Source organism: Geodermatophilus sp. SYSU D00766 (assembly GCF_054049915.1).
Genome location: NZ_JBJGYI010000001.1, coordinates 22,834 through 46,591, shown reverse-complemented (window position 1 = coordinate 46,591; position 23,758 = coordinate 22,834). Strand labels below are relative to the sequence as shown.

At 77.5% G+C, this 23,758-nt stretch carries 23 protein-coding genes; 12 read left to right on the top strand and 11 right to left on the bottom strand.

Annotated features, from left to right (window positions below; genetic code table 11):
* Positions 1-19: 19 nt before the first annotated feature.
* On the bottom strand, positions 20-334 hold the full coding sequence (locus ACI8AD_RS00245) for a hypothetical protein (protein ID WP_456868515.1): 315 nt from the start codon (positions 332-334) through the stop codon (positions 20-22).
* A gap of 88 nt (positions 335-422) precedes the next feature.
* Here ACI8AD_RS00245 and ACI8AD_RS00240 point away from each other — a divergent pair, with 88 nt between their 5' ends.
* From ACI8AD_RS00240 to ACI8AD_RS00230, 3 genes are read left to right on the top strand one after another with little or no spacing between them, the layout of a single operon-like run.
* Positions 423-1,196, top strand: coding sequence for an enoyl-CoA hydratase/isomerase family protein (locus tag ACI8AD_RS00240; RefSeq protein ID WP_456868514.1), 774 nt, complete (start codon positions 423-425; stop codon positions 1,194-1,196).
* Between the two features lie 51 nt (positions 1,197-1,247).
* Entirely contained in the window at positions 1,248-2,189 is a 942-nt protein-coding gene (locus tag ACI8AD_RS00235) for an NAD(P)H-binding protein (protein WP_456868513.1), read from the top strand.
* Positions 2,186-2,950 (top strand): CPBP family intramembrane glutamic endopeptidase, encoded by a 765-nt coding sequence (locus ACI8AD_RS00230; RefSeq protein WP_456868512.1) that lies wholly within the window; start codon positions 2,186-2,188, stop codon positions 2,948-2,950. The genes ACI8AD_RS00235 and ACI8AD_RS00230 overlap by 4 nt, the downstream gene beginning before the upstream one ends.
* Positions 2,951-2,961: 11 nt before the next feature.
* Here the strand turns inward: ACI8AD_RS00230 and ACI8AD_RS00225 are convergent, their stop codons facing one another.
* Genes ACI8AD_RS00225 through ACI8AD_RS00215 form a run of 3 tightly spaced genes read right to left on the bottom strand, consistent with a single transcriptional unit; the run spans position 2,962 to position 6,264 of the window.
* Positions 2,962-3,267, bottom strand: coding sequence for a hypothetical protein (locus ACI8AD_RS00225; RefSeq protein WP_456868511.1), 306 nt, complete (start codon positions 3,265-3,267; stop codon positions 2,962-2,964).
* Between the two features lie 40 nt (positions 3,268-3,307).
* Positions 3,308-5,965, bottom strand: a complete 2,658-nt coding sequence (locus ACI8AD_RS00220; protein WP_456868510.1) for a LuxR C-terminal-related transcriptional regulator — start codon at positions 5,963-5,965, stop codon at positions 3,308-3,310.
* Positions 5,966-6,021: 56 nt separating this feature from the next.
* Positions 6,022-6,264 carry a response regulator transcription factor gene (locus ACI8AD_RS00215; protein ID WP_456868509.1) on the bottom strand — a complete coding sequence of 81 codons (243 nt, stop codon included), beginning with the start codon at positions 6,262-6,264 and terminating at the stop codon, positions 6,022-6,024.
* 200 nt (positions 6,265-6,464) lie between these two features.
* On the opposite strand from ACI8AD_RS00215, the gene ACI8AD_RS00210 reads away from it, so the two are divergent.
* Positions 6,465-7,505 (top strand): AraC family transcriptional regulator, encoded by a 1,041-nt coding sequence (locus tag ACI8AD_RS00210; protein ID WP_456868508.1) that lies wholly within the window; start codon positions 6,465-6,467, stop codon positions 7,503-7,505.
* On the top strand, positions 7,498-8,811 hold the full coding sequence (locus ACI8AD_RS00205) for an MFS transporter (RefSeq protein WP_456868507.1): 1,314 nt from the start codon (positions 7,498-7,500) through the stop codon (positions 8,809-8,811). The genes ACI8AD_RS00210 and ACI8AD_RS00205 overlap by 8 nt, the downstream gene beginning before the upstream one ends.
* Here ACI8AD_RS00205 and ACI8AD_RS00200 read toward each other — a convergent pair.
* Positions 8,756-10,618, bottom strand: coding sequence for a glycoside hydrolase family 15 protein (locus ACI8AD_RS00200; RefSeq protein WP_456868506.1), 1,863 nt, complete (start codon positions 10,616-10,618; stop codon positions 8,756-8,758). The two genes, ACI8AD_RS00205 and ACI8AD_RS00200, sit on opposite strands and share 56 nt — an antisense overlap.
* A gap of 202 nt (positions 10,619-10,820) precedes the next feature.
* Here ACI8AD_RS00200 and ACI8AD_RS00195 point away from each other — a divergent pair, with 202 nt between their 5' ends.
* The gene (locus ACI8AD_RS00195; protein WP_456868505.1) at positions 10,821-11,516 is read left to right on the top strand and encodes a phosphatase PAP2 family protein; all 696 of its coding nucleotides are present in this window, start codon (positions 10,821-10,823) and stop codon (positions 11,514-11,516) included.
* Here ACI8AD_RS00195 and ACI8AD_RS00190 read toward each other — a convergent pair.
* The gene (locus ACI8AD_RS00190; RefSeq protein ID WP_456868504.1) at positions 11,488-11,979 is read right to left on the bottom strand and encodes a hypothetical protein; all 492 of its coding nucleotides are present in this window, start codon (positions 11,977-11,979) and stop codon (positions 11,488-11,490) included. The two genes, ACI8AD_RS00195 and ACI8AD_RS00190, sit on opposite strands and share 29 nt — an antisense overlap.
* A 64-nt stretch (positions 11,980-12,043) precedes the next feature.
* Complete coding sequence (locus tag ACI8AD_RS00185; protein WP_456868503.1) at positions 12,044-14,083, bottom strand: alpha/beta-hydrolase family protein; 2,040 nt, start codon at positions 14,081-14,083, stop codon at positions 12,044-12,046.
* Positions 14,084-14,188: 105 nt separating this feature from the next.
* On the opposite strand from ACI8AD_RS00185, the gene ACI8AD_RS00180 reads away from it, so the two are divergent.
* From ACI8AD_RS00180 to ACI8AD_RS00165, 4 genes are all read left to right on the top strand, one after another.
* On the top strand, positions 14,189-15,913 hold the full coding sequence (locus ACI8AD_RS00180; RefSeq protein ID WP_456868502.1) for an alpha/beta hydrolase: 1,725 nt from the start codon (positions 14,189-14,191) through the stop codon (positions 15,911-15,913).
* An 11-nt stretch (positions 15,914-15,924) separates the two neighbouring features.
* The gene (locus ACI8AD_RS00175; RefSeq protein WP_456868501.1) at positions 15,925-16,659 is read left to right on the top strand and encodes a CPBP family intramembrane glutamic endopeptidase; all 735 of its coding nucleotides are present in this window, start codon (positions 15,925-15,927) and stop codon (positions 16,657-16,659) included.
* 70 nt (positions 16,660-16,729) lie between these two features.
* A complete protein-coding gene (locus ACI8AD_RS00170; RefSeq protein WP_456868500.1) occupies positions 16,730-17,020 on the top strand; it encodes a three-helix bundle dimerization domain-containing protein in 291 nt (96 codons plus the stop codon).
* A complete protein-coding gene (locus ACI8AD_RS00165; RefSeq protein WP_456868499.1) occupies positions 17,017-18,831 on the top strand; it encodes a SulP family inorganic anion transporter in 1,815 nt (604 codons plus the stop codon). Before ACI8AD_RS00170 ends, ACI8AD_RS00165 begins: the two co-directional genes overlap by 4 nt.
* 186 nt (positions 18,832-19,017) lie before the next feature.
* Here ACI8AD_RS00165 and ACI8AD_RS00160 read toward each other — a convergent pair whose 3' ends face one another.
* On the bottom strand, positions 19,018-20,355 hold the full coding sequence (locus tag ACI8AD_RS00160) for a diacylglycerol/lipid kinase family protein (protein WP_456868862.1): 1,338 nt from the start codon (positions 20,353-20,355) through the stop codon (positions 19,018-19,020).
* A gap of 75 nt (positions 20,356-20,430) precedes the next feature.
* Complete coding sequence (locus ACI8AD_RS00155) at positions 20,431-21,507, bottom strand: AraC family transcriptional regulator (RefSeq protein ID WP_456868498.1); 1,077 nt, start codon at positions 21,505-21,507, stop codon at positions 20,431-20,433.
* A gap of 225 nt (positions 21,508-21,732) precedes the next feature.
* Between ACI8AD_RS00155 and ACI8AD_RS00150 the strand changes: the two genes are divergently transcribed.
* Together ACI8AD_RS00150 and ACI8AD_RS00145 are read left to right on the top strand one after the other, a co-directional pair.
* Positions 21,733-21,999, top strand: coding sequence for a LuxR C-terminal-related transcriptional regulator (locus tag ACI8AD_RS00150; RefSeq protein ID WP_456868497.1), 267 nt, complete (start codon positions 21,733-21,735; stop codon positions 21,997-21,999).
* A gap of 302 nt (positions 22,000-22,301) precedes the next feature.
* Positions 22,302-22,691 carry an STAS domain-containing protein gene (locus ACI8AD_RS00145; RefSeq protein WP_456868496.1) on the top strand — a complete coding sequence of 130 codons (390 nt, stop codon included), beginning with the start codon at positions 22,302-22,304 and terminating at the stop codon, positions 22,689-22,691.
* Between the two features lie 56 nt (positions 22,692-22,747).
* On the opposite strand, the gene ACI8AD_RS00140 is transcribed toward ACI8AD_RS00145, so the two are convergent.
* Together ACI8AD_RS00140 and ACI8AD_RS00135 are read right to left on the bottom strand one after the other, a co-directional pair.
* The gene (locus tag ACI8AD_RS00140; protein ID WP_456868495.1) at positions 22,748-23,389 is read right to left on the bottom strand and encodes a hypothetical protein; all 642 of its coding nucleotides are present in this window, start codon (positions 23,387-23,389) and stop codon (positions 22,748-22,750) included.
* A 46-nt stretch (positions 23,390-23,435) separates the two neighbouring features.
* Positions 23,436-23,690: a hypothetical protein gene (locus ACI8AD_RS00135; protein ID WP_456868494.1), complete on the bottom strand. Its 255-nt coding sequence runs from the start codon at positions 23,688-23,690 to the stop codon at positions 23,436-23,438.
* Positions 23,691-23,758 lie beyond the last annotated feature (68 nt).

Genomic DNA, 23,758 nt, shown 5'->3' with positions numbered 1-23,758 from the left:
GTGAGCGCGCCGACGCGGCTCAGCGCGGCCAGCGCACCTCGATGCGGGTGACCGAGACCTCGATCCACGGCCCGGGAGGACGGGTGGTCACCGCCTCCCGGGCCGCCTGCTCCACCACCTGGCGCGCCACCTCGGCGGCCCGGGCGGTGACCGCCGCCGCGACCGCGAGCGCCGAGGCGGCGACCAGCGGCCCGGCGGTCGTGCCGCGCAGCAGGGCCGGGAGCAGGGACCGCACCGCGACCGGCAGCGCGCCGCGCCCGGGACGCCGGTCGGGCACCCGGCTCCCGTCCGCCCGGTAGACCTCGCTCGGCTCGACCGGCTGCTCATCGGTCACGTCGCCACCCCCTCCGTCCCGTCCATCCTGGCCCCGGCGCACCGTGCCGGTCGAGCCGGCGGGGTGAGAGGCGGTGCCAGGATGGTCCATGGCCGACTTCCTGCGGGTCACCGTGCAGGACCGGGTGGGGTGGATCGAGTACGACCGCCCGCCGGTCAACGCCTTCCACTGGGAGATGCTCCGGGAGGTCCCCGAGGCGCTGGAGCGGCACCTCGCCGACCCCGCCGTCCGGGTGGTGGCGATCGGCAGCGCCCTCGACACGCACTTCAGCGTCGGCGCGGACCTGCGGGTCCTCGCCGCCATGGACGACGGAGACGTGCGCCGCTGGGTCGACGTCTGCCACGACCTGGTGCGCCGGATGCGCGCGTCGCCGAAACCCCTGCTGGCGGCCGTGCACGGCACCGCGGTCGGGGGCGGCCTGGAGATGGTGCTGCACTGCGACGTCCGCTTCGCCGCGCGCACCGCCCGGCTCGGGCAGCCGGAGATCGCCATCGGGTTCATCCCGCCGGTCGGCGCGACGCAGGCACTGGCCCGCCTGCTCGGCCGGCCGCGGGCGCTGCGCTTCCTCTACGACGGCACCCTCCTCGACGCCGAGGAGGCCCTCGCCATCGGCCTCGTGGACGTCGTGGTGGCCGACGAGCGGCTCCGCGAGGAGGTGCAGGGCTACGCCGAGGGGCTGGCCGGCAAGCCCGCGCGGGCGCTGGCGGCGATCCGGCGCTGCATCACCGAGGGGGTCGACCTGCCCTTCGAGGAGGGCCTGGCCGTCGAGCGGGAGGAGGCGGTGGCGCTCGGCGCGACGGCGGACTTCCGCGAGGGGACGGCCGCCTTCCTCGCCCGTCGGCCCCCGGTCTGGTCGGACTGACCGCCGCGCCGACGGGTCGCGCCCGCGGCCCGCCCGGGTCACGCTGTGCCGGTGAGGGTCCTGGTCACCGGCGCGTCGGGGTTCGTGGGCAGCCGGCTGGCCCCCGCGCTCGAGGAGGCAGGCCACGAGGTCCGCGCGATGACCCGGCGGCCGGAGCGCTACGAGGGGGCCGGGCGCCCCGTGGCCGGCGACGTCGGGGACGAGGCGTCCCTGCGGGAGGCGCTCGAGGGCTGCGAGGCCGCCTACTACCTGGTGCACTCCCTCGGCGACACGGACTTCGAGCGCAAGGACGCCGACGCCGCCCGCGCCTTCGCCCGGGCCGCCGCCGCGGCCGGCGTCGACCGGATCGTCTACCTCGGCGGCCTCGGCCGGGACGGCGACCGGCTGTCCCGGCACCTGCGCAGCCGCCGCGAGGTCGAGCGGCTCCTGGGCGAGACCGGCGTGCCGGTGACGGTCCTGCGCGCGGGCATCGTCGTCGGCCACGGCGGGGTGTCGTGGGAGATGACCCGCCAGCTCGTGGCGCACCTGCCGGCCATGGTCACCCCCCGGTGGGTCAGCACGCGGACGCAGCCGATCGCCGTCGCCGACGTCGTCCGGTACCTGGTCGGTGTCCTCGACGCACCGCAGGCGGCGGGCCGGGTGTTCGAGGTCGGCGGGCCGGAGGTGCTCACCTACCTGCAGATGCTCACCCGGGTCGCCGACATCCAGAACCGGCACCTGTTCGTCGTCCCGGTGCCGCTGCTCAGCCCGCAGCTGTCCTCGCGCTGGCTGGCCCTGGTCACCGACGTCGACGTGGCCACCGGCCGGTCGCTCATCGACTCCATGACCAACGAGGTCGTCGTCACCGACGACGCCATCCGCTCGGTCGTCCCGTTCGACCCGGTGGACTACGACGAGATGGTGGTGGCGGCCCTGGTCGAGCGAGCGCGGGAACGCCGGCGGCAGGTCGGGGAACGGCGCGGCGGGTGGCTGAGCCGGGGAGCGCGGCGGTGAGCCGCCGGAGCGCGGTCCGGGCGCTGGAGGCCCGGGTCCGGCGGGTGGCCGGGCCGCTGCTGCGCAGCGTGCCGCGGGACCACTGGGAGAGCGACGACGCCTTCCGGCGCCGCCGGCGGGTCACCGGCGGCGTCGCGGTGGCCGGCGCGTCGCTGCTGGGGGTGTCGCTGTCGACGCCGCCGGGGTCCCCCCGGTTCTACGGGCTGACCCTCGGGGTCGCCGGCACCTGGGTGGTCGGGGGGCTGGCGTCCGGGCCGCTGCACCTGGGGCGGATGTTCGGGCGCGGGGACCGGTTGCGCCGGCCGGTGCTGACCCCGGTCGTGTCGGGGGTCGGCGCCTTCGGGGCCTTCTACGCCGCGGCGCTGGTCGCCCGGCGGATCCCGGTGCTGGAGCGGGCGATCGGCTCGGTGCTCCGCTACGCCGACCAGGGGTCGGCCCCGCTGGTGCTCACCACCACGCTGGCCAACGGCGTCGCGGAGGAGGTGTTCTTCCGCGGCGCGCTGTACGCGGCGGCCGGTGCCCGGCGCCCGGTGCTCGTCTCGACCGCCGTCTACGGCCTGGCCACGGTCGCCACCCGCAACCCGGCGCTGGTGCTGGCGAGCGTGCCGATGGGGCTGCTCTTCGCCCAGCAGCGCCGGATCACCGGGGGGATCCAGGCGCCGGTGCTCACCCACGTGGTGTGGTCGTCGCTGATGCTGCGCTACCTGCCGCCGCTGTTCGCCTCCCGGCTCGCGGAGGAGCGCTCGCCGACCCCCGGGTGAGCGCGGGCGGGTCACGGCAGCCGCGCGAGCAGCGCCCGGGCGAACGCCGCGGCCGCCGGGTCGACCGGCCGGTGCGCCGCCGCGGCGCGCAGCCACCCGGCCAGCGGTGCGGCCAGCGCGGGGGAGACGGCCGCGATCCACGCGCCGGTCCCCGACCGCGCCTCGGCCACGTGCGTGGTGCCGCCGTCGGGCGCGTGTGCGACCACCTCGGGGCGGGTCGCCAGCAGCCCGGCGGTCCGCCAGTCGCCGGGCGTCGTCCGGGCCGCCAGCGCCTCCAGCCGGTCGGCCGCCGTCCGCAGCAGCTGCTCGGGGTCCACGGCCGGATGCTGCCCGACCCGGCGGGGACGGGCACGGACGTCACCCGGTCCGCGCGCCGGTGTCCTCCAGCAGGTGGAGCTCGCGTGCCCGGCGGACGGCCTCGTTGCGGCGGGTCGCGCCGAGCTTGCGCAGGATGCTGCGGACGTGCGTGCGCACGGTGTTGACCGACACGAACAGCGTGGCGGCGACCTCCGCGGTGGACAGCATGCCGGCGAGCAGCTGCAGCACCTCCCGCTCGCGCGGGCTGAGCTCCCCGGTGATGGCCGCCGGCGGGGCCCCGGCGAGCGGGTCGACCGGGCGGCGCGGCGCCGGGACGGCCGGGCCGGTGGGGCCCAGCCAGGCGCCGGCGACGGCGAGGGACGGGGAGGCGCGCACCAGCGACCGCAGCCGCGGGGGCGCGTCGAGGAAGGGCCGGCGCAGCCGCTCGGGTCCGGCCAGCTGCAGGGCGTGCCCGAGGACGGCGACGGCTCCCGGGGGATCGCCGCCGTCGGCCAGCAGGCAGGCCCGCGCGACCGCGTCCTCGACGGCGAGGCCGAGCGGCAGCGGGCCGCCCGCGTCGGAGGCAGGGAGGACCTCGCCGGCCCGCGGGGGCAGTCCGAGCGCCGCGGCGGTGACGCGCAGCACGCGGCCCCGCGGCGAGCCGGCCGGCAGCCGGTCGAGCAGCTCCCGCGCGGCCGGCCCGTCCCGGCGCGCGAGGGAGACCCGCACGGCCTCGGCGAGGACGTGCTCGCGGACCCAGGCCGGGAGCCCCGCGGTGGCCAGGACCGGGTCGAGGACCTCCGGTGCGGCGTCGGGCCGGCCGCGGGCGCGCTGCAGCCGGCTCGCCAGCACCGCGAGAAGCGGACCGCTGGTCCACGGGTCGGGGACCCGCCGGGCCGCGCGGTCCAGCCCGCGGGCGGCGGTGTCGAGCTCGTGCCGGTCGAGGGCCGCCCCGGCCGCCGCGAGCGCCGCGGCCGGGGACCGCTCCGGCTCGGGCAGTCCGCGCTCGTCGGCGAGGGCCTCGTGGTCGGCGGCCAGCGCGGTCGCCCGCCGCAGCCGTCCGACCAGCGCCTCGAGCAGGGCCAGGTCGGCCAGGCAGCGGGCGCTCGGCCGGGGCGCCTGGGCCGCGCGACCGGCGGCGAGGGCGCGGGCGTTCGCCTCCCGCACCACCCGCTCGGGGACGTCGGTGAGCCGCAGCGCACCGGCCTGACCGGCGGCCAGCACCGCGGCCAGCTCCGCGCGCGGCCGGGCGTGCTCGTCGGGCAGCGCCGCGACCAGGGACTCCGCACCCGCCGCGGCGGCACCGAGGTCGCCGGCAGGACCGGTGGCCGCGGCGACGGCGCAGACGACGGCCGCGCTGACCCGCAGGGCGGGACGGGTGTCGCGACCGACGGCGGCCGCCGCGGCGGCGGTGAGGTCGCGGGGCGGCGCCGGGCGGTCCCCGGCCAGCGCAGCGGCCGCGCGGAGCACCGCCGCGTCCGGCCCGCCGCCGTCGACCGGCAGGGGGCCCCCGGCGGTCCCGGAGGCGAGCAGGCGGCCGACCGCCAGGTCGTCGACGAGCAGGCGGGCGGCCAGGTCGGGGTCCCCGGCGGCGCGCGCGTGCTCGACGGCGACCGGCACGTCCCCCGCGGCGGCGTACCAGTCCGCGCAGGTGCGGTGGCCGGCGGCGAACCGCGCGGGGGCCTCGTAGGACAGCTGCGCCTGCAGCAGCTCGCGGAACAGCGCGTGGATGCGGAAGCCACCGGGGGCGCCGGCGGCGCGCTCGACGAAGGCGTTCTGCGCGGCCAGCGAGGTGAGGACGCGTCCGCCGCCGGGCCGGCCGGCGAGGGCGTCGACCAGCCCGGGCCACAGATCGCGGGTGGCGCTGACCCGCAGCAGGAACCGGCGCACCGCGGCCGGCTGGTGGTCGAGCACCTCGGCGGTCAGGTACTGGGCCACACCGCCGTCCTCCGTGGTCAGCGCGGTCAGCAGCCGGGCGGGGTCCACGCCGCGGGCGAGCGGGGCGGCGGTCAACCGCAGCGCGGCCGCCCACCCCTCGGTCTCGCGCTGCAGGGCGGCGGCCACGCCGGCGGGCACGGGCGTGCCCAGGGAGGCCAGCAGCCCGCCGGTCTCCTCCGCGGTGAAGGCCAGCTGGTCGGTGCGGATCTCGGTGAGCCGGTCGTCGAGCCGGTAGCGGTGCAGCGGCAGCAGCGGGTCGGCGCGGGCGCACAGCACGAGCCGCAGCCGTGCCCCGGCGTGCCGCACCAGCAGGTCCAGGGCGCCGGTGAGCTCCCGGGAGGTGAGCGCGTCGGCGTCGTCGACGACCAGCACCACCTGCCGGCGCCGGGACGCGAGCGCCGCGGCGAGCGGCACCGGCCACCCCGGCGCGCCGGGGGCCGGGAGCCCCGCTCCGCCCGGGAGGTCGACGCCGGCCCGGTCGAGGGCGGCGAGCAGGGCGGCCCGGAAGGTCGGCGGGGAGTCGTCGGCAGGGTCCAGCGACAGCCAGGCCACCGGGAGGCCGCGGTTCGCCCGCACCCAGGACGCCGCCAGCACCGTCTTGCCGGACCCGGCCGGACCGGCCACCAGCGTCACCGGGCCGGCGGACACGCCGTGGGACAGCGCCCGCAGCAGCCGGGGTCGGGACAGCGGCGCGAAGCCCAGCAGTGGCGGGGACAGCTTGGCGGGGAGCACCGCACCGCCGGCCGGGGCTGCGGGGGACTGGTCGAGCACCACGGGCACCGCCGGTCTCGGAGCGAGGGGTTCTCGGGGTCGGGGACGGCCGCCCACCGCCGGGCTCACAGCAGCCCCAGGTCGCGGGCCCGGGGCACCAGCTGGTGCCGGTCGGGGACGTCGAGCTTCGCGCGGAGCTGGTGGATGCGGGCTCGGGCGGTGTTCCGCGAGATCGACAGCGCCGCGGCGATCTGCGCCGTCGACCGGCCCTCGGCGAGCAGCCGCAGGGCCTGCCGCTCGCGCACCGACAGCGCCGGGACCCCGTCCAGGCGGCCCCGGTCGGGTGGGGGCGGCGGTGGATCGGACATGCCGGCGCTCCGTTCCCACGGTCGCACCGCGGCCGGCCGCTCCCGGTCCCGTGCGACGGATCCTCTGCAGCACCCAGGAGGCGGCCGGCCGCGAGGGTCGGCGCGCTCCCGGTGCGACCACGCTAGGGAGCCGCCGGAGGCACGGCTTCCCCGATGTGGTCGCTATCTTCCGAGTACGTGCCACCGGCGAGGGAGCGCCCATGGACCGCTTCGTCCGCTACGCGGCGCTGAGCGGCTACCCCGAGCTGGCCCGCTCCGTCGGCCTGGACCCGGTGCGGCTGATGGCCGAGGAGGGGCTCGACGTCGCCGGCCTGGCGGAGCAGGACACCTGGGTCCCGGCCGTCCGGGTCGCCCGACTCCTGGAGCGCTCGGCGGCCGACTCCGGGGTCGAGGACCTCGGCATCCGGCTGTCGGGCCGCCGCCGGCTGTCGGCCCTGGGGCCGCTGAGCGTGGTGCTGCGGGAGGAGCCGGACCTGCGCAGCGCGCTGGACCTGCTGATCCGCTACGAGCGGGCCTACAACGGCGTCCTCGACCTGCGGCTGCTCGAGGCCGACGGGCTGGCCACGGTCCAGGTGTGGCTGGAGTTCGAGGCGCCGGTCCCGGTCCGCCAGAGCCTCGACCTGACCGTGGCGAACCTGGTCGGCGTGCTGCGCTCCCTCCTGCGCGCCGACTGGCAGCCGCGGTCTGTGGCCCTCGCCCACGGGCCGCCGGCCGACCTCACGGCGTCCCGGCAGGTGTTCGGGCCGGGCCTGCGCTTCGACCAGCCGTTCTCCGGCGTGGTCCTCCCCGCCCGCGACCTGGACCTCCCGACGGTGACCGCCGACCCGGTCCTGCGGCCCTACGCCCGCCGGCTGCTCGACACCGTGCTCCCCCCGCCCCCGGCGACCACGGCCGGGCAGGTCCGGTCGGCGGTGGAGGTGCTGCTGCCGGCGGGGCGGTGCTCCCTGGCGCACGTCAGCCGCGCGCTCCACGTGCCGCCCCGCACCCTGCACCGGCGCCTCGCCGAGGAGGGCCAGAGCTTCTCGGCGATCGTGGACGACGTCCGTGCCCGGTGGGCCGAGCGGTACCTGGCCACCGACGCCCACTCCCTGACCCAGGTCGCCCACCTGCTGGGCTTCGCCGCGCCCAGCGCGTTCTCCGTGTGGTTCCGGGCCCGCTTCGGCACCACCGCGTCGGAGTGGCGCCGGCGGGCCCGGTCCGGTGTGGCGCCGCACCGGCAGGAGGCCGCCGACCGTGGCTGACGCCGTCGCCGGGCCACCGGCGCCCGGGGCGACCCGGTCGCGCTTCCCCTGGGTGGTCTTCGCGCTGGCGTTCGCGCTGCTGCTGTCGGACTTCATGTGCCGGCAGGTGCTGGCGGCCGTCTTCCCCCACCTGAAGGCCGACTGGGCGCTGACCGACACCCAGCTGGGCTCGCTGACCAGCGTCGTCGCGCTCACCGTCGCCGTGCTCACGGTGCCCCTGTCGGTGCTGGGGGACCGGTTCGGCCGCCGCCGGGCCATCGTGGCGATGGCGGCCCTGTGGAGCCTGGCGACGGCGGCGTCGGCGCTCGCCGCCGACTACGGACAGCTCCTGGCCACCCGGGTGCTCGTCGGTGTGGGCGAGGCCGCGTACGGCAGCGTCGGCCTCGCCGTCGTGCTGTCGCTGTTCCCCGCCTCCCGCCGCGCGACGCTGTCCGGGGCGTTCACCGCGGGTGCCTCGTTCGGCGCCGTGCTCGGCATCGCGGCCGGCGGTGCGCTGGCCGACCGCTTCGGCTGGCGCTGGGCCGTGGCTGCGATGGCGGTGCTCGGCCTGGTCCTGGTGGTCCTCTTCGCGGTGCTGGTCACCGAGGAGCGGCTCGGGCGCCACGCGCAGCCCGACGCGGCCGACGGGACGCCCGGGGGCGACCGGCGTGCGCCGCTGTCGGCGGTGCTGACCCCGCCGGCCGTGCTGTGCGCCTACCTCGGCAACGGCCTGCAGCTGTTCGTCGCCGGGTCCCTGCTCGCCTGGCTGCCCAGCTACCTGAACCGGTCCTACGACCTGCCCGCCGGCACCGCCGCCGGGCTCGCCGCCGGCCTGCTGCTGCTCGTGGGCGTCGGGATGATCGGCTGCGGGGTGCTCACCGACCGGCTGGCGCGCGCCCGGCCGCCGCGCCGCTGGACCAGCGCGGCGGGTTACGCGCTGGCGTCGCTGGTGCTGCTCGGCGCCGGCTTCGCCCTCCCGGCCGGGCCGGTGCAGCTGGTGCTGCTCGGCGCGGGCGCGTTCTTCGCCGCGGGCACCTCCGGCCCGTCCGGGGCGCTGGTGGCCGGGCTGACGCCGGCGTCGGTCCGGGCCAGCGCCCTGGGCGTGCTCGCCATGGCCAACAACCTGCTCGGCCTGGCCGCCGGCCCGCTGGTCACCGGTGCGCTCGCCGACCGGCTCGGGCTGCCGGCCGCGCTCGGGCTGGTGCCGGCCGTCTCCCTCGCCGCCGCCGCCGTGCTCCTCCTCGGCCGGCGCGGCGCGGCGGCACGGCGGGTCAGCGCGGGCGGCGCCGGTCCAGCGCCGCGTCCAACGTCACCGCGGCGTCGATGAGGGCCAGGTGGGTGAAGGCCTGCGGGAAGTTGCCGATCTGCTCGCCGGTGAGGGCGATCTCCTCGGAGTACAGGCCCACGTGGTTGCCGTAGGTCAGCATCTTCTCGAAGGCGGTGCGTGCCTCCTCCAGCCGGCCGGCGCGGGTGAGGGCGTCGACGTAGACGAAGGTGCACAGCGAGAACGTGCCCTCCGACCCGCGCAGCCCGTCGGGTGAGGCGTCGGGGTCGTAGCGGTAGACCAGGCTGTCGGTGACCAGTTCCTCGTCCATCGCCGCCAGGGTGGACAGCCACAGCGGGTCGCGGCCGTCGACGAAGCCGACGGTCGGCATGCGCAGCAGCGCCGAGTCGAGCACGTCGGTGTCGTAGTGCTGCACGAACGCCCCGCGGCTGGTGTGGAAGCCACGCTCGAGCACCTGCTCGTAGATGCGGTCGCGTTCGGCGCGCCACCGGTCCGCGTCGGCCGGCCGGCCGTGCTCCTGGGCCAGCCGGAGGCCGCGGTCGAAGGCCACCCAGCACATCACCCGCCCGTAGGTGAAGGCCTCCCGGCCGCCGCGGGTCTCCCAGATGCCCTCCTCCGGCTGGTCCCAGTTGTCGGCGAGCCAGTCCAGCACCCGGCTGGTCGCCGTCCAGCCCTGGTGCGGCAGCGGCAGCCCGGCGCGGACGCCGGCGTAGAGCGCGTCGAGCGCCTCGCCGTAGATGTCGAGCTGCAGCTGCTCGGCCGCGCCGTTGCCGATGCGGACCGGCGCCGAGCCCCGGTACCCGCGCCAGTGATCGAGCTCGTCCTCCTTGAGGTCGGAGGAGCCGTCGATCCGGTACATGATGTTGAGCGGCCCGCTGTCGCTGTCCAGCCGCTCGCGGATCCGGTCGCCCAGCCAGGACCCGAAGTGCGCGGCCTCGTCGGTCAGCCCGAGCTTGAGCAGCGCGTGCACCGAGAACGACGCGTCGCGCACCCAGGTGTATCGGTAGTCCCAGTTGCGCTCCCCGCCGACCTGCTCCGGCAGGGCCGCGGTGGGGGCGGCGACGATGCCGCCGGAGGGCGCGTACGTCATCAGCTTCAGGGTGATCGCCGAGCGCGTGACGTCCTCCCGCCAGCGCCCGGTGTAGGTCGACCGGCCGACCCAGGAGCGCCAGTACGCGACGGTCGCGTCGAGGAGCTCCCGCACCTCGGCGGGGCGCAGCTCGCGGGGCGGCCCGGCGGCGCCCGTCTCCAGGACCACCCCGCGCAGCTGGCCGGCCACCAGGGGGAGGGTCGCGTGCAGGTCGGCGTCCTCCCCCCGCACCTCGGCGAGCCGCTCGTCCCCGGGCTCCCGGACGACGTGCAGCGTGAGCCGCGAGCCGTCGGACACGAAGACGGCGCCGTCGTCGGTGGTCTCGACGCGGTGCGGGTGCCGGCCGTAGTCGAAGCGGGGGGCCACGTCGACGTCGAAGGTCATCCGGCCGCGCACGCACTGCAGGATCCGCACGATCCGGTGCCGGTCGGTCGCGGTGTCCCCGGCCGGCGGCATGAAGTCGACGACCTGACCGAGCCCCGCGGCGGAGAAGAACCGGGTGACGAGGACCGCGGTCTCCGGCAGGTACATCTGCCGGGACGTGTACGCCGTGCCGGCCGGGCGGATGCGGAAGTGCCCGCCGCGCTCGTCGTCGAGGACGGCGCCGAAGACGCTGGGGGAGTCGAACCGGGGGGAGCAGAACCAGTCGATCGACCCGTCGGTGGTGACGAGCGCGGCGGTCTGCAGGTCGCCGATGATGCCGTGCTCGGCGATGGCGGTCTCGCGCGTGGCGGTCTCGCGGCTGGCGGTCTCGGTCATGCCGGCGACCGTGCGGCACCCGGGCGGCGGGGACCTCATCCCCCCGGGGTGACCCGCCCGCCCGCACCGGGCACGGGGGAGTGCCGCGGCGGGTGCGGGCAGCGGATCACCCGGCCGGGGTGAGTGCGCCCGGCCCGGCCCGGGGACAGGGTGCCCGCACGGGCCGGCGCGCCCGTCGGTCACCGCGCGGGAGGGACGGCACATGGAGACGGCACCGGCGCGGACCCCACCTGCCGAGGAGCGGCTGGCCGGGCGGCTGGCGGCCGGTGCGCCGCCGGCGCCCGCGCGGGCGACGGCGGTCCGCCTGCTGGGCGACCTGGGGCGGGTCGACCGGGCCCTGTACGGGGCCGTGGCCGGGACCCCCGCACCGGTGCTCGACCGCCCGGTGCGCCGGCTGTCGCGGCTGGCGGACTGGTCGCGGCTGTGGATGGGGGTCGCGGGCGTGCTCGCCGCGGTGGGCGGTCGCGCCGGCCGGCGGGCCGCCGTGACCGGGCTGGCCGCCGTCGCCGTCGACTCCGCCGTCGTCAACGCCGGGTTCAAGGTCGCCGCCCGCCGGCGGCGTCCCGACCGCGACGTCGCCGGCGTCCCGGAGGTCCGGTGGGTGCCGATGCCGCACTCGCCGTCCTTCCCGTCCGGGCACACCGCCTCGGGCTTCGCGTTCGCCACCGCGGTCGCCCAGGTCCTGCCCGCGGCCGCCGTGCCGCTGCGCGCCCTCGCGGCCGCGGTGGGCTACTCGCGGGTGCACACGGGGGTGCACTACCCGGGCGACGTGGTCATCGGGGCGCTAATCGGCACCGGCGTCGGCGAGGCCGTGGGCTGGGGGCTGTGGCGGGTCGACGTCGTCCCGCGGTCCGGCCGGGCGGCGCGGCTCAGTGGACGAGCGCCTTCAGGCCGATGAGACCGGCGCCGACGAGGGCCACGAGCGCGCCCTTGAGCAGCGCGCCGCGCGGCGACGCCCCGGCGAAGCGGGCCGCCCAGTACCCGTAGAAGCCGATGAGGCCGAGGCCCGACCACTTGGCGACGGTGAACGCGGTGCCGACCGCGAGGAGCCCCAGCGCGGCGAGCAGGAAGAACACCGCGGGGAAGGCGACGCCGAGACCCACCGCCGCGGCGTCCTCGGCCATGTGGCCCAGCTGCGGGCGGGTGACCCGTCGCCGGGTGCTCGTCTCGGCGCCCACGACCTCGCTGTAGACCTCGGCCAGGCCCACCGCCAGGGCCGTCCCGAGCAGCCACACGGCCATGACCCCGGGTTCCGGCGGGTGGCTCTCGAGCGCCACGACCAGCGCCAGCCCGATGATCGACCCGTAGACCACCCGGCCGACCTGCCGCGACCCCAGGTGCGCTTCCAGGCTCGTCCTCATGCGCGGCAGCCTCCCGGGGCCGGCGCGGCCGGGCACCGTCCGCTGCGGAGGATGCCGGGGCCGGTCAGCCCACGGCCCCGGGGACGACGGCGAACAGCCGCTCCCGCACCGACTCGCGCACCTGCAGCACCTCCTCGACGCGCCGCAGCTGATCGGGGGAGGCGGGCAGGCCGAACACGTCGCTCAGGAAGCGGGGCAGGTCGGCGCGGTAGTCGTGCTGGAACGCCCCGAAGGGCCCGGACGTCTGGGCGTTCTTCATGTCGACCAGGCTCTGGAAGAACGTGGTCAGCGGACGCCACCGCATGGCCGGCGGGATGCCCCGGGGGCTCCCGACGGCGACCGGCTCCGGCCGCGGCCGCGACGGGCCCAGCCACTCCGGCGGGTACCACAGCAGGTCCGGCCCGAACTTCGTCACGCCGTCGTTGTCGTGGCTGAGCAGGACGAACCGCGGCGCGCTGCCGCGCTGCCGGGTGAGCGCGGTGAGCTGGTCGTGGTCGTTGACGACGGCGAGGGCGTCGGGGTCGACGTCGAGCCGGTCGCCGCGGGTGACCTCGCGCATCCACCCGCTGCCGTAGGGCGTCCCGATCCACAGGGCGCGGTCGACGCCCATCGCGTCGGGCCCGAGCGTGCCCCAGTGCAGGAACACGTCCTGGCTGGTGTGCGCGCCGAGGCTCTCGCCGAACACGGCCACCCGCGGGCGGGGACCGGGGCGCTCGCGGAGGCGCTGCAGGATCCGCAGCCACAGCAGCCGGTTCTGCTCCCGGGCGGTGGCCACCATCCCGAGCGACAGCGGCGAGGGACGGCGGGAGTACTGCAGGGCCACGGTGGCGACGTCGCCGAGGGACAGGTACTGCAGCGCGGCGGTCGCCACGTAGTTGACGTAGCCGGTGCCGGTGGGGGAGACGAGGACCAGCAGCGACCGGTCGAAGGCGCCGGTGCGCTCCAGCTCGGCCATCGCCAGGTCCACCCGTCCGCGCGGGGTCGGCGCGTTGTCCAGCCCGACGTAGACCTGCACGGGGTCGGCGAGCGCCGGCGTCCCCATCACCGTCTCGATCGACAGGTCCGGCACGCCGTCGGGCAGGTCGGGGAGCGGCTGCGGGCGCACCGAGGCGAGCGCGTGCAGCCGGCCGTCGCGGCCCATCCCGTGCCAGGACACCAGGCTGCCGGGGCCGCCGCTGACCGTCGCCGGCACCCACCGGTCGGCCTCGTCCGGCTCGAGCACCGGGACGTCGGCCGACGTCATGGCCTCGATCCGCCGCATCGCCCGCTGCCAGACCGCCGACGCCCCGACCCCCAGCGCCGCGAGGGAGCCCGCGTGGCCGGCCGACCGCCACAGCTCGGGCGGCCCGGGCAGCGCCGCGGCCAGCCGGCGGGCGACGACGTCGGCGAGGGCGTGCTCGCCGTAGGCCGCACCGGCGAGGCACCCGACGATCCCGGCCGCGACGCCGACCGACGCCAGCGGCGAGGGCGCCTCGACCGGCGACCGCGCCGCAGCGGGTCCGGGGTCCCCGGCGGGCCCGGGGTGCCCGGCGTGCTCGGTGCGCTCGGCGTGCTCGCCGGCGCGCACCCGGTCGAGCACGTAGGCGACCCCGAGGCCGAGGGGGACCGACAGCGGGACGGCGGCGAGGCGGCCACCGAGCCGCAGCCGGTCGTCGAGCGCGCGGGTGCCGAGCTGGGCGCCCCCGAGCAGCGCGCCGGCCAGGCCCGCGGCCCCGAGCCGCCAGGCGACCTGGCGCACGACCCCCCGGAGCGGGTCCTCCACCCGCGGCGGCAGGCCCCGGAGCACGGCCAGCCCGAGGGGGACCGCCGCGCAGTCGAGCGCGACGGTGGCGGCGCGCCGCGCGGCCGGGGACGCCGCCGCGCCGGTGAGGAGCCGGGCGGTGGCCTCCACCGCGTCCTGCGTCGCGACCGTGAGCAGGTGGTGCAGGCCGGTGGCCAGCCCGGTCACCAGCCCCTGGTCCACGACGCTGCGGGGGGAGAGGGAGGGGGCGAACGTGCCCGGTGCCATCGCCGCGGCCACCACCAGCCCGACCCCGGGCGCGGTGTCGGTGCCGCGGGACCTCCCGCGGCCGTGTCGTCCCGATGGCGGTCGTACGCGTCCCATGCCCGGATGGTGGGCCGTGTGCCGGGGCGGCGGTTCATCCGCTGCGTAGGAGTCCGCCGCTCCGGCCGGCTCCTAGCGTCGGCCGTCCGAGGAGCGGAGCGCGGCATGACGGCGGAACCGAGGACGCAGGCCACACCGGGCGGGACGGGCACCGCGCCCGCCCCGGCCCCGGCGGCGCCGGCCCGGGAGCGCGCCCGCCGGTGGCAGAGGTGGCTGCCGCGCTACACCTGGAGCGGCACGGTGGGCGCCCTGCTGTTCGGCTGGGCCTCGCTGACGCCGTCGCTGCTGCCGCGGGGCTGGGTGCTGCAGGGGCTGATCACCGGCATCACCGCGGCGATCGGCTACGGCGTGGGGGTCACGCTCGCGTGGTTCGTCGCCGAGGTCACCGAGCGCCGCATCCGGCCCCGCGCCCGGCACCGCGCGTGGCAGGTCCTCGCGGTCGCCGGCCCGCTGCTGAGCCTGCTGGTGCTGTGGCTCGGGGCGGGGTGGCAGCGCGACGTCCACGAGCTGATGGGGCTCGACCCGCCCGAGGGCTGGTCGTCGTCCGGCATCGTCGTCGTGGCGGTGCTCGTCCTCGCCCTGCTCGTGGCCGCCGGCCGCGGGATCCGGGCACTCGCCCGCCGGCTGGTCCGGCTGCTCGGGCGGGTCCTGCCCGGGCGGATCGCCCGGCCCCTCGGCGTCGTCACGGTGACCGTGCTGGTGGTCTTCCTGCTCAACGGCGTGCTGTTCCGGGGACTGGTCGAGGCGATGAACTCCGCGTTCAGCGTCCGCGACGACGGCACGGAGGAGGGCGCGGTCGAGCCGACGGCGCCCGAGCGCTCGGGCAGCCCGCAGTCCCTGGTCCCGTGGGAGGACCTCGGCCTGCAGGGCCGCAACTTCACCGGCGCCGGGCCGACGCCGGAGGAGCTGAGCGCCTTCTCCGGCCGGCCGGCCCAGGTGCCCGTGCGCGCCTACGTCGGGCTGGCGTCGGCCGGGGACGTGCGCGACCGCGCCGAGCTGGCCGTCCGCGAGCTCGAGCGGGCCGGCGGCCTCGACCGCTCCGTCCTCGTGGTGGTCACCACGACGGGGACCGGCTGGGTGGACCCGGCGGCGAGCGCGTCCCTGGAGTACCAGTTCAACGGGGACACCGCGATGGTGGCGGTGCAGTACTCCTACCTGCCCAGCTGGCTGTCGTTCCTGGTCGACCAGGTCAAGGCGCGCGACGCCGGCCGCGCGCTGTTCGACGCCGTCTACGGCGCCTGGGCGCAGCTGCCCCCCGACGACCGGCCGGAGCTCTACGTCTTCGGGGAGAGCCTCGGCACGTTCGGCGGGGAGGCCGCCTTCAGCGGGCTCGCCGACGTCGAGAACCGCACCGACGGCGTGGTCTGGGCCGGGCCGCCGAACGTCAACGAGCTGTGGCGCGGCCTCGTGGCCGACCGCGAGGAGGGCTCGCCGGAGTGGCTGCCGGTCTACGAGGAGGGCCGGACCGTGCGCTTCGCCGACGAGGCGCCCGACCTCGGCGCGCCGGAGGGGCCCTGGGAGGACCCTCGCGTGGTCTACCTGCAGAACGCCTCCGACCCGATCGTGTGGTGGTCGCCGCGGCTGCTGTCCGAACGCCCGGACTGGCTGCGGGGGGAGCGCGGGCCCGACGTGTCCGACGACGTGGTGTGGTTGCCGTTCGTCACCTTCTGGCAGGTCACCGCGGACCTGGTGTTCTCGACCGGGGTCCCCGACGGGCACGGGCACAAGTACCAGGCCGACTACGTCGACGCGTGGGCGCAGGTCGCGCAGCCGCCGGGGTGGACCGACGCCGACACCGACCGGCTGCGGTCGCTGGTCGGCGGTGGGTGACCGGGGGAGGGATGACGACGCCGGCCGCGCGGCGGGGGCGCCTCGTCCCGGGCGCGGTCGTGGCCGTGCTCGCCGTGGTCAACGTCGTCGACCACACGCGGCACCCGCCGTGGTGGGCCCGCACGCTGACCGGTGCCGGGCTGCTGGCCTGGGCGCGCCTCACGGGGCTCGGCTGGTCCGGCCTCGGGCTGGGCCGCGACCGCCTCGGCGCCGGGTGCCGGTGGGCGCTGGGGGCGATCGGCGTCGTCGCCGGCGTCTACGCGGTCGGCGTGCTGCTGCCGCCGACCCGGCCGGCCTTCCAGGACGACCGGTACGACCTGCCGCTGCCCGAGGCCCTGCACACCGCCTTCGTCGCCATCCCGCTGGGCACCGTGGCGCTCGAGGAGCTCGCCTTCCGCTCCGTCCTCTGGGGGGTGCTGGCCCGGCACCTGCGGGAGGGGCAGGTGCTGGTCACGACGTCGGCGCTCTTCGGGTCCTGGCACGTGATCCCGGCGCTGCACGTCGGCGAGACCAACCACGGGGTGGCCCGGGCGGTCGGCGGGACCGGCACCGCCCCCCTGGTCGCCGGCACCGTCGCGCTCACGGCGGTCGGGGGACTGGCCTTCGGGGAGGTGCGCCGGCGCAGCGGCAGCGTGCTGGCCGCCGCCGGGGCGCACTGGGCGACCAACGCCCTGGGCGTGCTGTTCGGGCTGCTCGTCTGGCGCCGGGACCGGCGGGGCCGGCGCGTCCTCATCCGGCACGGATGAGGGCCGCCGGGCGGGCCGCCGCCACACTCGGGCCGGCCCCGGAGGAACGCAGTGACTGAGGAGGCCCCGGATGACCGTGACCGCCGCGGTGGTCGCCGCCGAGGACGAGGACCCGCTCGGCGGCCCGGCACCCGTCGGTGACCCCGTCGTGGAGCTCCTCGTCGGACGGCTGCACGCCGAGTACGGGGTGGACCGGCACGAGATCCGCTCGCTCGCCACGGAGGTGCTGGGGACCTTCGCGAGCGCCCCCGTGCAGGCCTTCGTCCCGATCCTCGTGGAGAAGCGGCTGCGCGAGACCTACCGCCTCCGGCGCGACGTCCGGCCGGACCCGCCGGCCGGCGCCGTTCCCCGTCCCCGGTGAGCCGGGCCGTGCGCCTGGTGCCGCCCGGGGTCCGGGCGCTGCGCGGGTACGACCGGCGCTGGCTGGGCCGGGACGTCGTGGCCGGGGTGGTGCTCACCGCGCTGCTGGTGCCCCAGGGCATGGCCTACGCGGAGCTGGCCGGCCTGCCGGCGATCACCGGCCTGTACACGTCGATCACCTGCCTGCTGGGCTACGCGGTGTTCGGCCCGTCGCGGATCCTGGTGCTCGGGCCGGACTCCTCCCTCGGGCCGATGATCGCCGCGACCGTGCTGCCGCTCGTGGTGGCCGGCGGCGACCCCGAGCGGGCGGTCGCGCTGGCCTCGGTGCTCGCGCTGATGGTCGGGGTCGTCATGGTCGTGGCCGGGTGGGCGGGCCTCGGCTTCGTGGCGGACCTGCTGTCCAAGCCCACGATGGTCGGCTACATCAACGGGCTCGCCCTCACCATCCTCGTCGGCCAGCTGCCCAAGCTGCTCGGCTTCTCCGTCGACGCCGACGGCCTGGTCGGGGAGGTCACCGGCTTCGTGCGGGGCGTCGTCGACGGCGACGTCGTGCCGGCGGCCGCGGCGGTCGGGATCGGCGGCGTCGTGCTGATCCTGGTCCTGCAGCGCTGGCTGCCCAAGGTGCCGTCGGTGCTGGTCATGGTCGTCCTGGCGATCGCCGCCACGACCCTGTTCGACCTGGGCGAGCGCGGGGTCGGCCTGGTGGGGGAGCTGCCGCGGGGCTTCCCGCCGCTGACCATCCCGAGCGTCGGCTGGTCCGACGTCGGCCCGCTCGTCGCCGGTGCGCTGGCCATCGCGCTGGTGGCGCTGGCGGACACCATCTCGACCGCGTCGGCGTTCGCCGAGCGCACCGGGCAGGAGGTCCGGGGCAACCAGGAGATGGCCGGGATCGGGGCGGCGAACGTCGCCGCGGGCTTCTTCCAGGGCTTCCCGGTGAGCACCAGCGCGTCCCGGACGGCGGTGGCCGAGCGCGCCGGTGCCCGCTCCCAGCTGACCGGCGTCACCGGGGCCGTGCTGATCCTGCTGATGATCGTGCTGCTCCCGGGACTGTTCCGGAACCTGCCCGACGCCGCCCTGGCCGCGGTGGTCATCACCGCCGCGCTCTCGCTGGCCGACCTGCCGGCCGTGGCCCGGCTGTGGCACCAGCGCCGGGTGGAGTTCAGCCTCTCGCTCGCCGCGTTCGCGGGCGTGGCGCTGCTCGGCGTGCTGCCGGGGATCGGGATCGCGGTCGGCCTGTCGATCCTCAACGTCTTCCGCCGCGCCTGGCGGCCGTACCAGACGACGCTCGGCCGGGTGGACTCCGTGCCCGGGTACCACGACGTCCGCTCGTACCCGGGGGCGCAGCTGCTCCCCGGGCTGGTCATCGTCCGGTTCGACGCGCCGCTGTTCTTCGCCAACGCGAAGACCTTCCGCGACGCCGTCGTGGCACTGGCCCGGACCGAGCCGCCGCCCCGCTGGATCGTCGTCGCCGCCGAGCCGGTCACCGACGTCGACACCACCGCCGCCGACGTGCTGCTCGACCTCGACCGCCTGCTCGACGCGCGCGGTCAGACCCTGGTCTTCGCCGAGCTCAAGGACCCGGTGCGCGCCAAGATCGACCGGTACGGGCTCGACCGGGTGATCGAGCCGCAGCACTTCTTCCCGACCGTCGACGCCGCCGTCGAGGCGTTCCGCGCCCGGACCGGTGCCCGGTGGTCCGACGCGACGCGGCCGGCGCCCGACCCGGCCGTGCTGCCGCGACCGGCGGCACCGCTGCCCGCGCCGGCGACGCCGGTGAGCCCGAGCGGCGAGCACCCGGTCCAGCCGTCCTGAACCGGACCCGTCCGGCGGTGTGCTCGACCCGGCGGTCACGCCAGCCGGGTGTCGACGACGACTCTGCGGGTGTTCCTCGCGCTCTGCCGGTGCAGCAGCACGGGCAGAGCACGAGAAACGCCCGCAGGGCGTGGCCGTCGCCCGGCGCCTCGCCCACCGCCTGCCCCGGCGTGGCCGGGCGCGGCGTCAGCCGCCCGCGGCCGCCGGTCGGGAGCTGCCGGCCCGCTCGACGGGCACCGCCGGACGGCCGGTGGCGAGGGCCCACAGCGCCGCCCAGTCCACCCGCGCCCGCGGCGGCTGGACCCCCGGCCGGTGGCGGGGTAGCCGGACCCGGAGTGCCCCGGGACGGATGGTGCAGCGCACCGGGGCGCTCAGCCGGACGGTCTCCCCGTCGATCCCGACCGGCACCTCGGCGGCGTCCGCGGTGACCAGCACCTCGGGCCCCTCGAGGAGCCGGAGTCCCCGCCGGTGGGCGCTGTTGAGCAGGCCCACGGCCTGGCGGGTGCCGTCCACGCGGACGGCGACGACGCCGAGGACCCCGCGGTCCAGCCGTGGCCGGCGCCCGCTGCCGGCGAGGTCGGAGGCGCCGTAGGGGTTGTTGCTCACCAGCACCGCCTGCGGGGCGTCCACCGTCGTGCCGCCGATCTCGGCGACGAGGTGGGCGCCGCGCCGGCGGGTCAGCAGGTCGGGGAGCGCGTCGAGGGTCGTGCCGCGCTTGTCGTCGCGGTAGCCCGGGTTCTCGACGATCTCCGCGTAGGCGCCGAAGGACGCGTTGTTCACGAAGGTGCGGCCGTTGATGTCGCCCAGGTCGATCCGCGCCTCCACGCCGTCGCGGAGGGCGTCGAGGCACCGGCCCGGGTCGCTGCGGTCCAGGCCCAGGTCGAGGGCGAAGTGGTTGCGCGTCCCGGCGCTGACGACGAGGAAGGGCACGTCGTGCTCGGCGGCGACCTGGGCCACGAGCGCCTGCGTGCCGTCACCCCCGGCCACCCCGAGGAGGTCCGCTCCCCGGGCCAGGGCGTCCCGCGCCAGCTGCTGGACGTCGGTCCCGGGCCGGTCGAGCAGCGCGACCTCGGCACCGAGCTCCTCGGCCTGCTCGCGCAGCCGGAAGCGGCCGACCTTGCCGCCGCCGGAGCGCGGGTTCATGACGATGAAGGGGTGCCGGGGAGCCGGCGCGTCGGCGACCTGCATCGTCCAGCGCGACCGGTCGGGGCGCAGTGCCGCGCGGGCGGCGGCGACCGCCGCGGCGAGCAGGACCGCGGCCAGGACGGCGACCCACAGCAGCCGCTCGGTGGCGAAGAGCACGAGCACCGCGACCGGTGTGGCGACCGCCAGCGCCAGGGCGAGCCAGCGCAGGACCCCGCGGTGCAGCAGGAACCAGAACGCGGCGGCGACCACCACGACGACCGCCCCCGCGGTGAGCAGGACCAGCCACAGGCCGCGCCGGCCGGCGAAGACCAGCAGCACGACGACGGCGGCGGCGACGAGGGCGAAGGAACCCCGGGCCCACCACCGCCGGGCACCCATCGAGTCCACGGCACACCTCCCCGACGGGCTGTCCCCGGCGTCGGCCGATCGTGGCCCTCCCGTGCCGCTCGGGGATCACCCTCCGCGGACGGTCGTGCGCGGCCCGGGCGTCGCGGCGTCGTCGCGCTGTGGCGACGGCGCGTTCGTACGGGCCCTCCGCCGCCACTCGGTGGGGCTCGTGCCGAACTGCTCCCGGAACCAGCGCGAGAAGGCGCTGGGTGCGGTGAACCCCAGGAGCCGGGACACCTCGGTCAGCGACATCCCCTCGTCGGGGAGGTACCGCTCCGCCAGACGCGCCCGCGTCGTGCTCAGGACGGAGGAGAACGTGTCGCCCCGCTCGGCCAGGTGGCGCTGCAGCTCCCGGGCGCTCAGGCCGAGGAGCCGGCTCGCCCGTGCCAGCGACTGGCGTCCCAGCGGCAGCAGGAGCTCCACGGCCGCCGCCACGTCCGTCGGGCCGTCCGTCGCCGTGGGTGCGGCGGGCACCACGACCGTGTGGAGGAACTGCCGGGCGTAGGGCCGCAGCGAGGGATCGGCGGTGACCACGCGGGCGTCGAGGTCACGCGTCCGGACCAGCAGGCCGGTGAACCGGCGGCCGAAGTCCACGCGGGGACCGAAGTGGCGCCGCCACGGTCCGGCGTCCGGCGGCGGGGGACGGGCGAAGGAGGCGGACAGGGGCTCCCAGTCGCTGCGCACCAGGGCCCGGACGATCCCCACGAGCGCCGCCATCACCAGGTCGAGCGCCTGGTCGCGCGGCGCGGGCTCCCCGAGCTCGAGCCAGACCTCGACGGTCGCCTCGTCGTCGTCCTCCTGCAGGCGGAGGTGCAGCGCCTCGTTGTAGGCCCGCTCGTACCTCGTCAGCAGGTCCAGGGCGCTGCGCAGGTCCGGCTCCTCGCGGAGCACGACGCTCAGCGGACCGAGGGTGCCGAGGGTGCGGACCTCCGCCAGGCGCAGCGCGAACTCCGGGCAGTCCGCCCGCTGCGCGGACAGCTCGAGCAGCCGGGCCGCGGGGGCGGCCGGGATCCACCGGTCGGGTACGGCGAGGTCCGCGAGGTCCAGTCCCACCTGCGCGGTGAGCTCCTCGGGGCGCAGCCCGGATGACCTGGCCACCTGCGCGTAGCCGGTGAGCGAGTTCGTCCTGATCCGAGGGAGCACCGCGGTCTCCTCCACCGTGCGCGAAAAGGTAAGGGCTCAGGCGGAATCGGTAAAGCGGGTCCCTCTCGCTCTCACTAGCGTCGGTCACGCTCCGTCAGCAGAAGCTTCGTCTCAGTTCCGGTACGTGGCCGACACGTCGAGCCGCACGCGTACCGCCGCAGGCCCTCGGAGGTCGACATGACCGGTGACCCCGCAGCCGCCCCTACCGCGCTCGCAGGAGGCGTGGTGCCGGTGCCCCGCCGCCCACCGGGACCGGTGATCCGCACCCCGGCCCCCGTCCTGAACGGCCGCGACCTCGAGCTCCTCTCGTGCCTGGCCTCCGGCGGGTCGACGGCCCAGGTGGCGACGGTCCTCGCCGTGTCGAGCAACACCGCCCGCACGAGGATCCGGCGCGTGGAGCACAAGCTGCGGGTCGAGGACCGGGGAGCGGCCGTGCGGGCCGCCCGGGACCTGGGGGCACTCACCGACGGTCCCGCCGGATCGCACGGCTGAGTTCCGGATGCCACACTGACCGCACCCCCGCCAGGCGGACGACAGAGGGCCTGCGGGTCCGTGGCGCGGTCGCCTGGCGGGGCTCCCGCGGCCGCGCCCGTCCGTCGTCCCCGGGTCCCGCGCCGGACACCTCGTCCCCCGCGGGGGAGGCCCCGGCCCGTCTGCCCTGGCAAGCTGCCGCCGCGGGCCGGTCCCGCCGGCGGACCGAGGGGGCGATGGTGGCGATCGAACCCGACGCGACACCCGGCGACGGGCCGCGGTCGACCGTTCGTGGTCCCACCGCCCGCCGACCGCGGCACCGGGTGACCGCCGCGTCCGCCGCCGCCCGCCCGCGCCCGCGGCCCGCGTCGGACCCGCCGGTCTCGGAGGTGCACGTCGACCTGGTCACCGGGCGTCTGGTGATGACCGGCCGGCTGGACGTGCGCACCACCCACCTGCTCTACGACGCGGTCTCGGCCCTGCTCACGGCGCCCCACACGACCTGGACCGTCGACGTCGGCGGGCTCACCCACGTCGACGACGCCGGGGTGCGCGTCCTGCTCGGCGCGTACCGGCGGGCGGTACGCCACGGCCGGCGGATCACCCTGCGCGGGGCGTCGCCGGCCCTCCGGCACACGCTGACCCTCCTGCGCCTCGACCGACACGTGCTGCACGGGGAGGAGACCGGGCCCGGGGACCCGGCACCCGGCTGACCGTCGACGCGCGGGGTCCCGCTCCCGCCCCGCGAGTGCGCTCCCGGGCCACAGTCTCAGGCCCCGCTGCCCCCGCGCGGCGCGGCCGGCAGCGGCGCGGCCGACGGCGTGCGGACGACCCCGAGGTCGGCCACCGCCTGCTCGTAGCACTCGTGCAGGAGGGACAGCCGCTCGACGAGCCGCCGGACGTAGGCCGGCGACGTGGACAGCGGGGTCGGCTCGCTCATCGTGTCCCAGAAGAGCTGTGCGAGCTCCCCGCTGCGCCCCGACCACGCCCTCGGAGCCGGTGCGGACACCGGTCCCAGCGCAGCGACGAACCGCCGGGTCACCTCCCGGCGCAGCCGGGCCGCGCCCTCCCGGTACGGAGCCCGCTCGCGGCGGCGGCGGAGCGCGGCCCGCCGGAAGCCCCCGTCGCCGGGTGGCGGGGGCTCGACCCCGAGGCCGATCGCCCGCCCGAGCAACGGCACCAGCAGGGGGCGGTCGGCGTCGGAGAGCCGGTCGTTGGCGTTCCGGAGGACGGCGGCCAGCTCGCCGTCCACGCAGCGTGGCCGGTCGGTGAACGCCTCACCAGCGAGCAGGGCCGTGTACTCCAGGAAGCACGCGCCCTGCGACGGGCTCCGGTGCCTGCCCCGGCCCAGCACGGGCATCGACTCCGGCGCGGGCATCGTCACGATCCCGTGGGGCGTGGATCCGTTCACGGCCGCTGCTCCCTCCTCGCGGTGAGGACGGTCACGCCTGCGGTCCTCACCGCGGCCACCCGGGACCGCCGTCCGGCCGGCCCCCGGGGCCGGCGGTCGTCAGGGACGACCGGCGCAGGACGGCGTGGCGGTACTCGAGCAGCGCGTTGAGGTGTTCCTCGGCCCGGGTCAGGAGGTCGAGGTTCTCGCGGTTCCCGGTCCTCGCCGCCGCGGCACGGGCCGCCCGGAGGTCGGTGAAGGCCTCCGTGATCAGCCGGTCGAGGACGACGAAGCCGTCCAGGGGTGGCGCGGTCGCTGTCATGGCGGGCCTCCCGCCGGTCGTCGTGTCGGTGCCGCTCCCAGGACCCGAGCGTGCCGCCGCGCCGGACC

Coding starts and splice junctions, on each gene's coding strand:
- ACI8AD_RS00240 (WP_456868514.1), top strand. CDS start 423: ATGGCCGACTTCCTGCGGGTCACCGTGCAGGACCGGGTGGGGTGGATC.
- ACI8AD_RS00215 (WP_456868509.1), bottom strand. CDS start 6,264: ATGTCCGATCCACCGCCGCCCCCACCCGACCGGGGCCGCCTGGACGGG.
- ACI8AD_RS00210 (WP_456868508.1), top strand. CDS start 6,465: ATGGACCGCTTCGTCCGCTACGCGGCGCTGAGCGGCTACCCCGAGCTG.
- ACI8AD_RS00200 (WP_456868506.1), bottom strand. CDS start 10,618: ATGACCGAGACCGCCAGCCGCGAGACCGCCACGCGCGAGACCGCCATC.
- ACI8AD_RS00195 (WP_456868505.1), top strand. CDS start 10,821: ATGGAGACGGCACCGGCGCGGACCCCACCTGCCGAGGAGCGGCTGGCC.
- ACI8AD_RS00190 (WP_456868504.1), bottom strand. CDS start 11,979: ATGAGGACGAGCCTGGAAGCGCACCTGGGGTCGCGGCAGGTCGGCCGG.
- ACI8AD_RS00185 (WP_456868503.1), bottom strand. CDS start 14,083: ATGGGACGCGTACGACCGCCATCGGGACGACACGGCCGCGGGAGGTCC.
- ACI8AD_RS00180 (WP_456868502.1), top strand. CDS start 14,189: ATGACGGCGGAACCGAGGACGCAGGCCACACCGGGCGGGACGGGCACC.
- ACI8AD_RS00175 (WP_456868501.1), top strand. CDS start 15,925: ATGACGACGCCGGCCGCGCGGCGGGGGCGCCTCGTCCCGGGCGCGGTC.
- ACI8AD_RS00170 (WP_456868500.1), top strand. CDS start 16,730: ATGACCGTGACCGCCGCGGTGGTCGCCGCCGAGGACGAGGACCCGCTC.
- ACI8AD_RS00160 (WP_456868862.1), bottom strand. CDS start 20,355: ATGGGTGCCCGGCGGTGGTGGGCCCGGGGTTCCTTCGCCCTCGTCGCC.
- ACI8AD_RS00135 (WP_456868494.1), bottom strand. CDS start 23,690: ATGACAGCGACCGCGCCACCCCTGGACGGCTTCGTCGTCCTCGACCGG.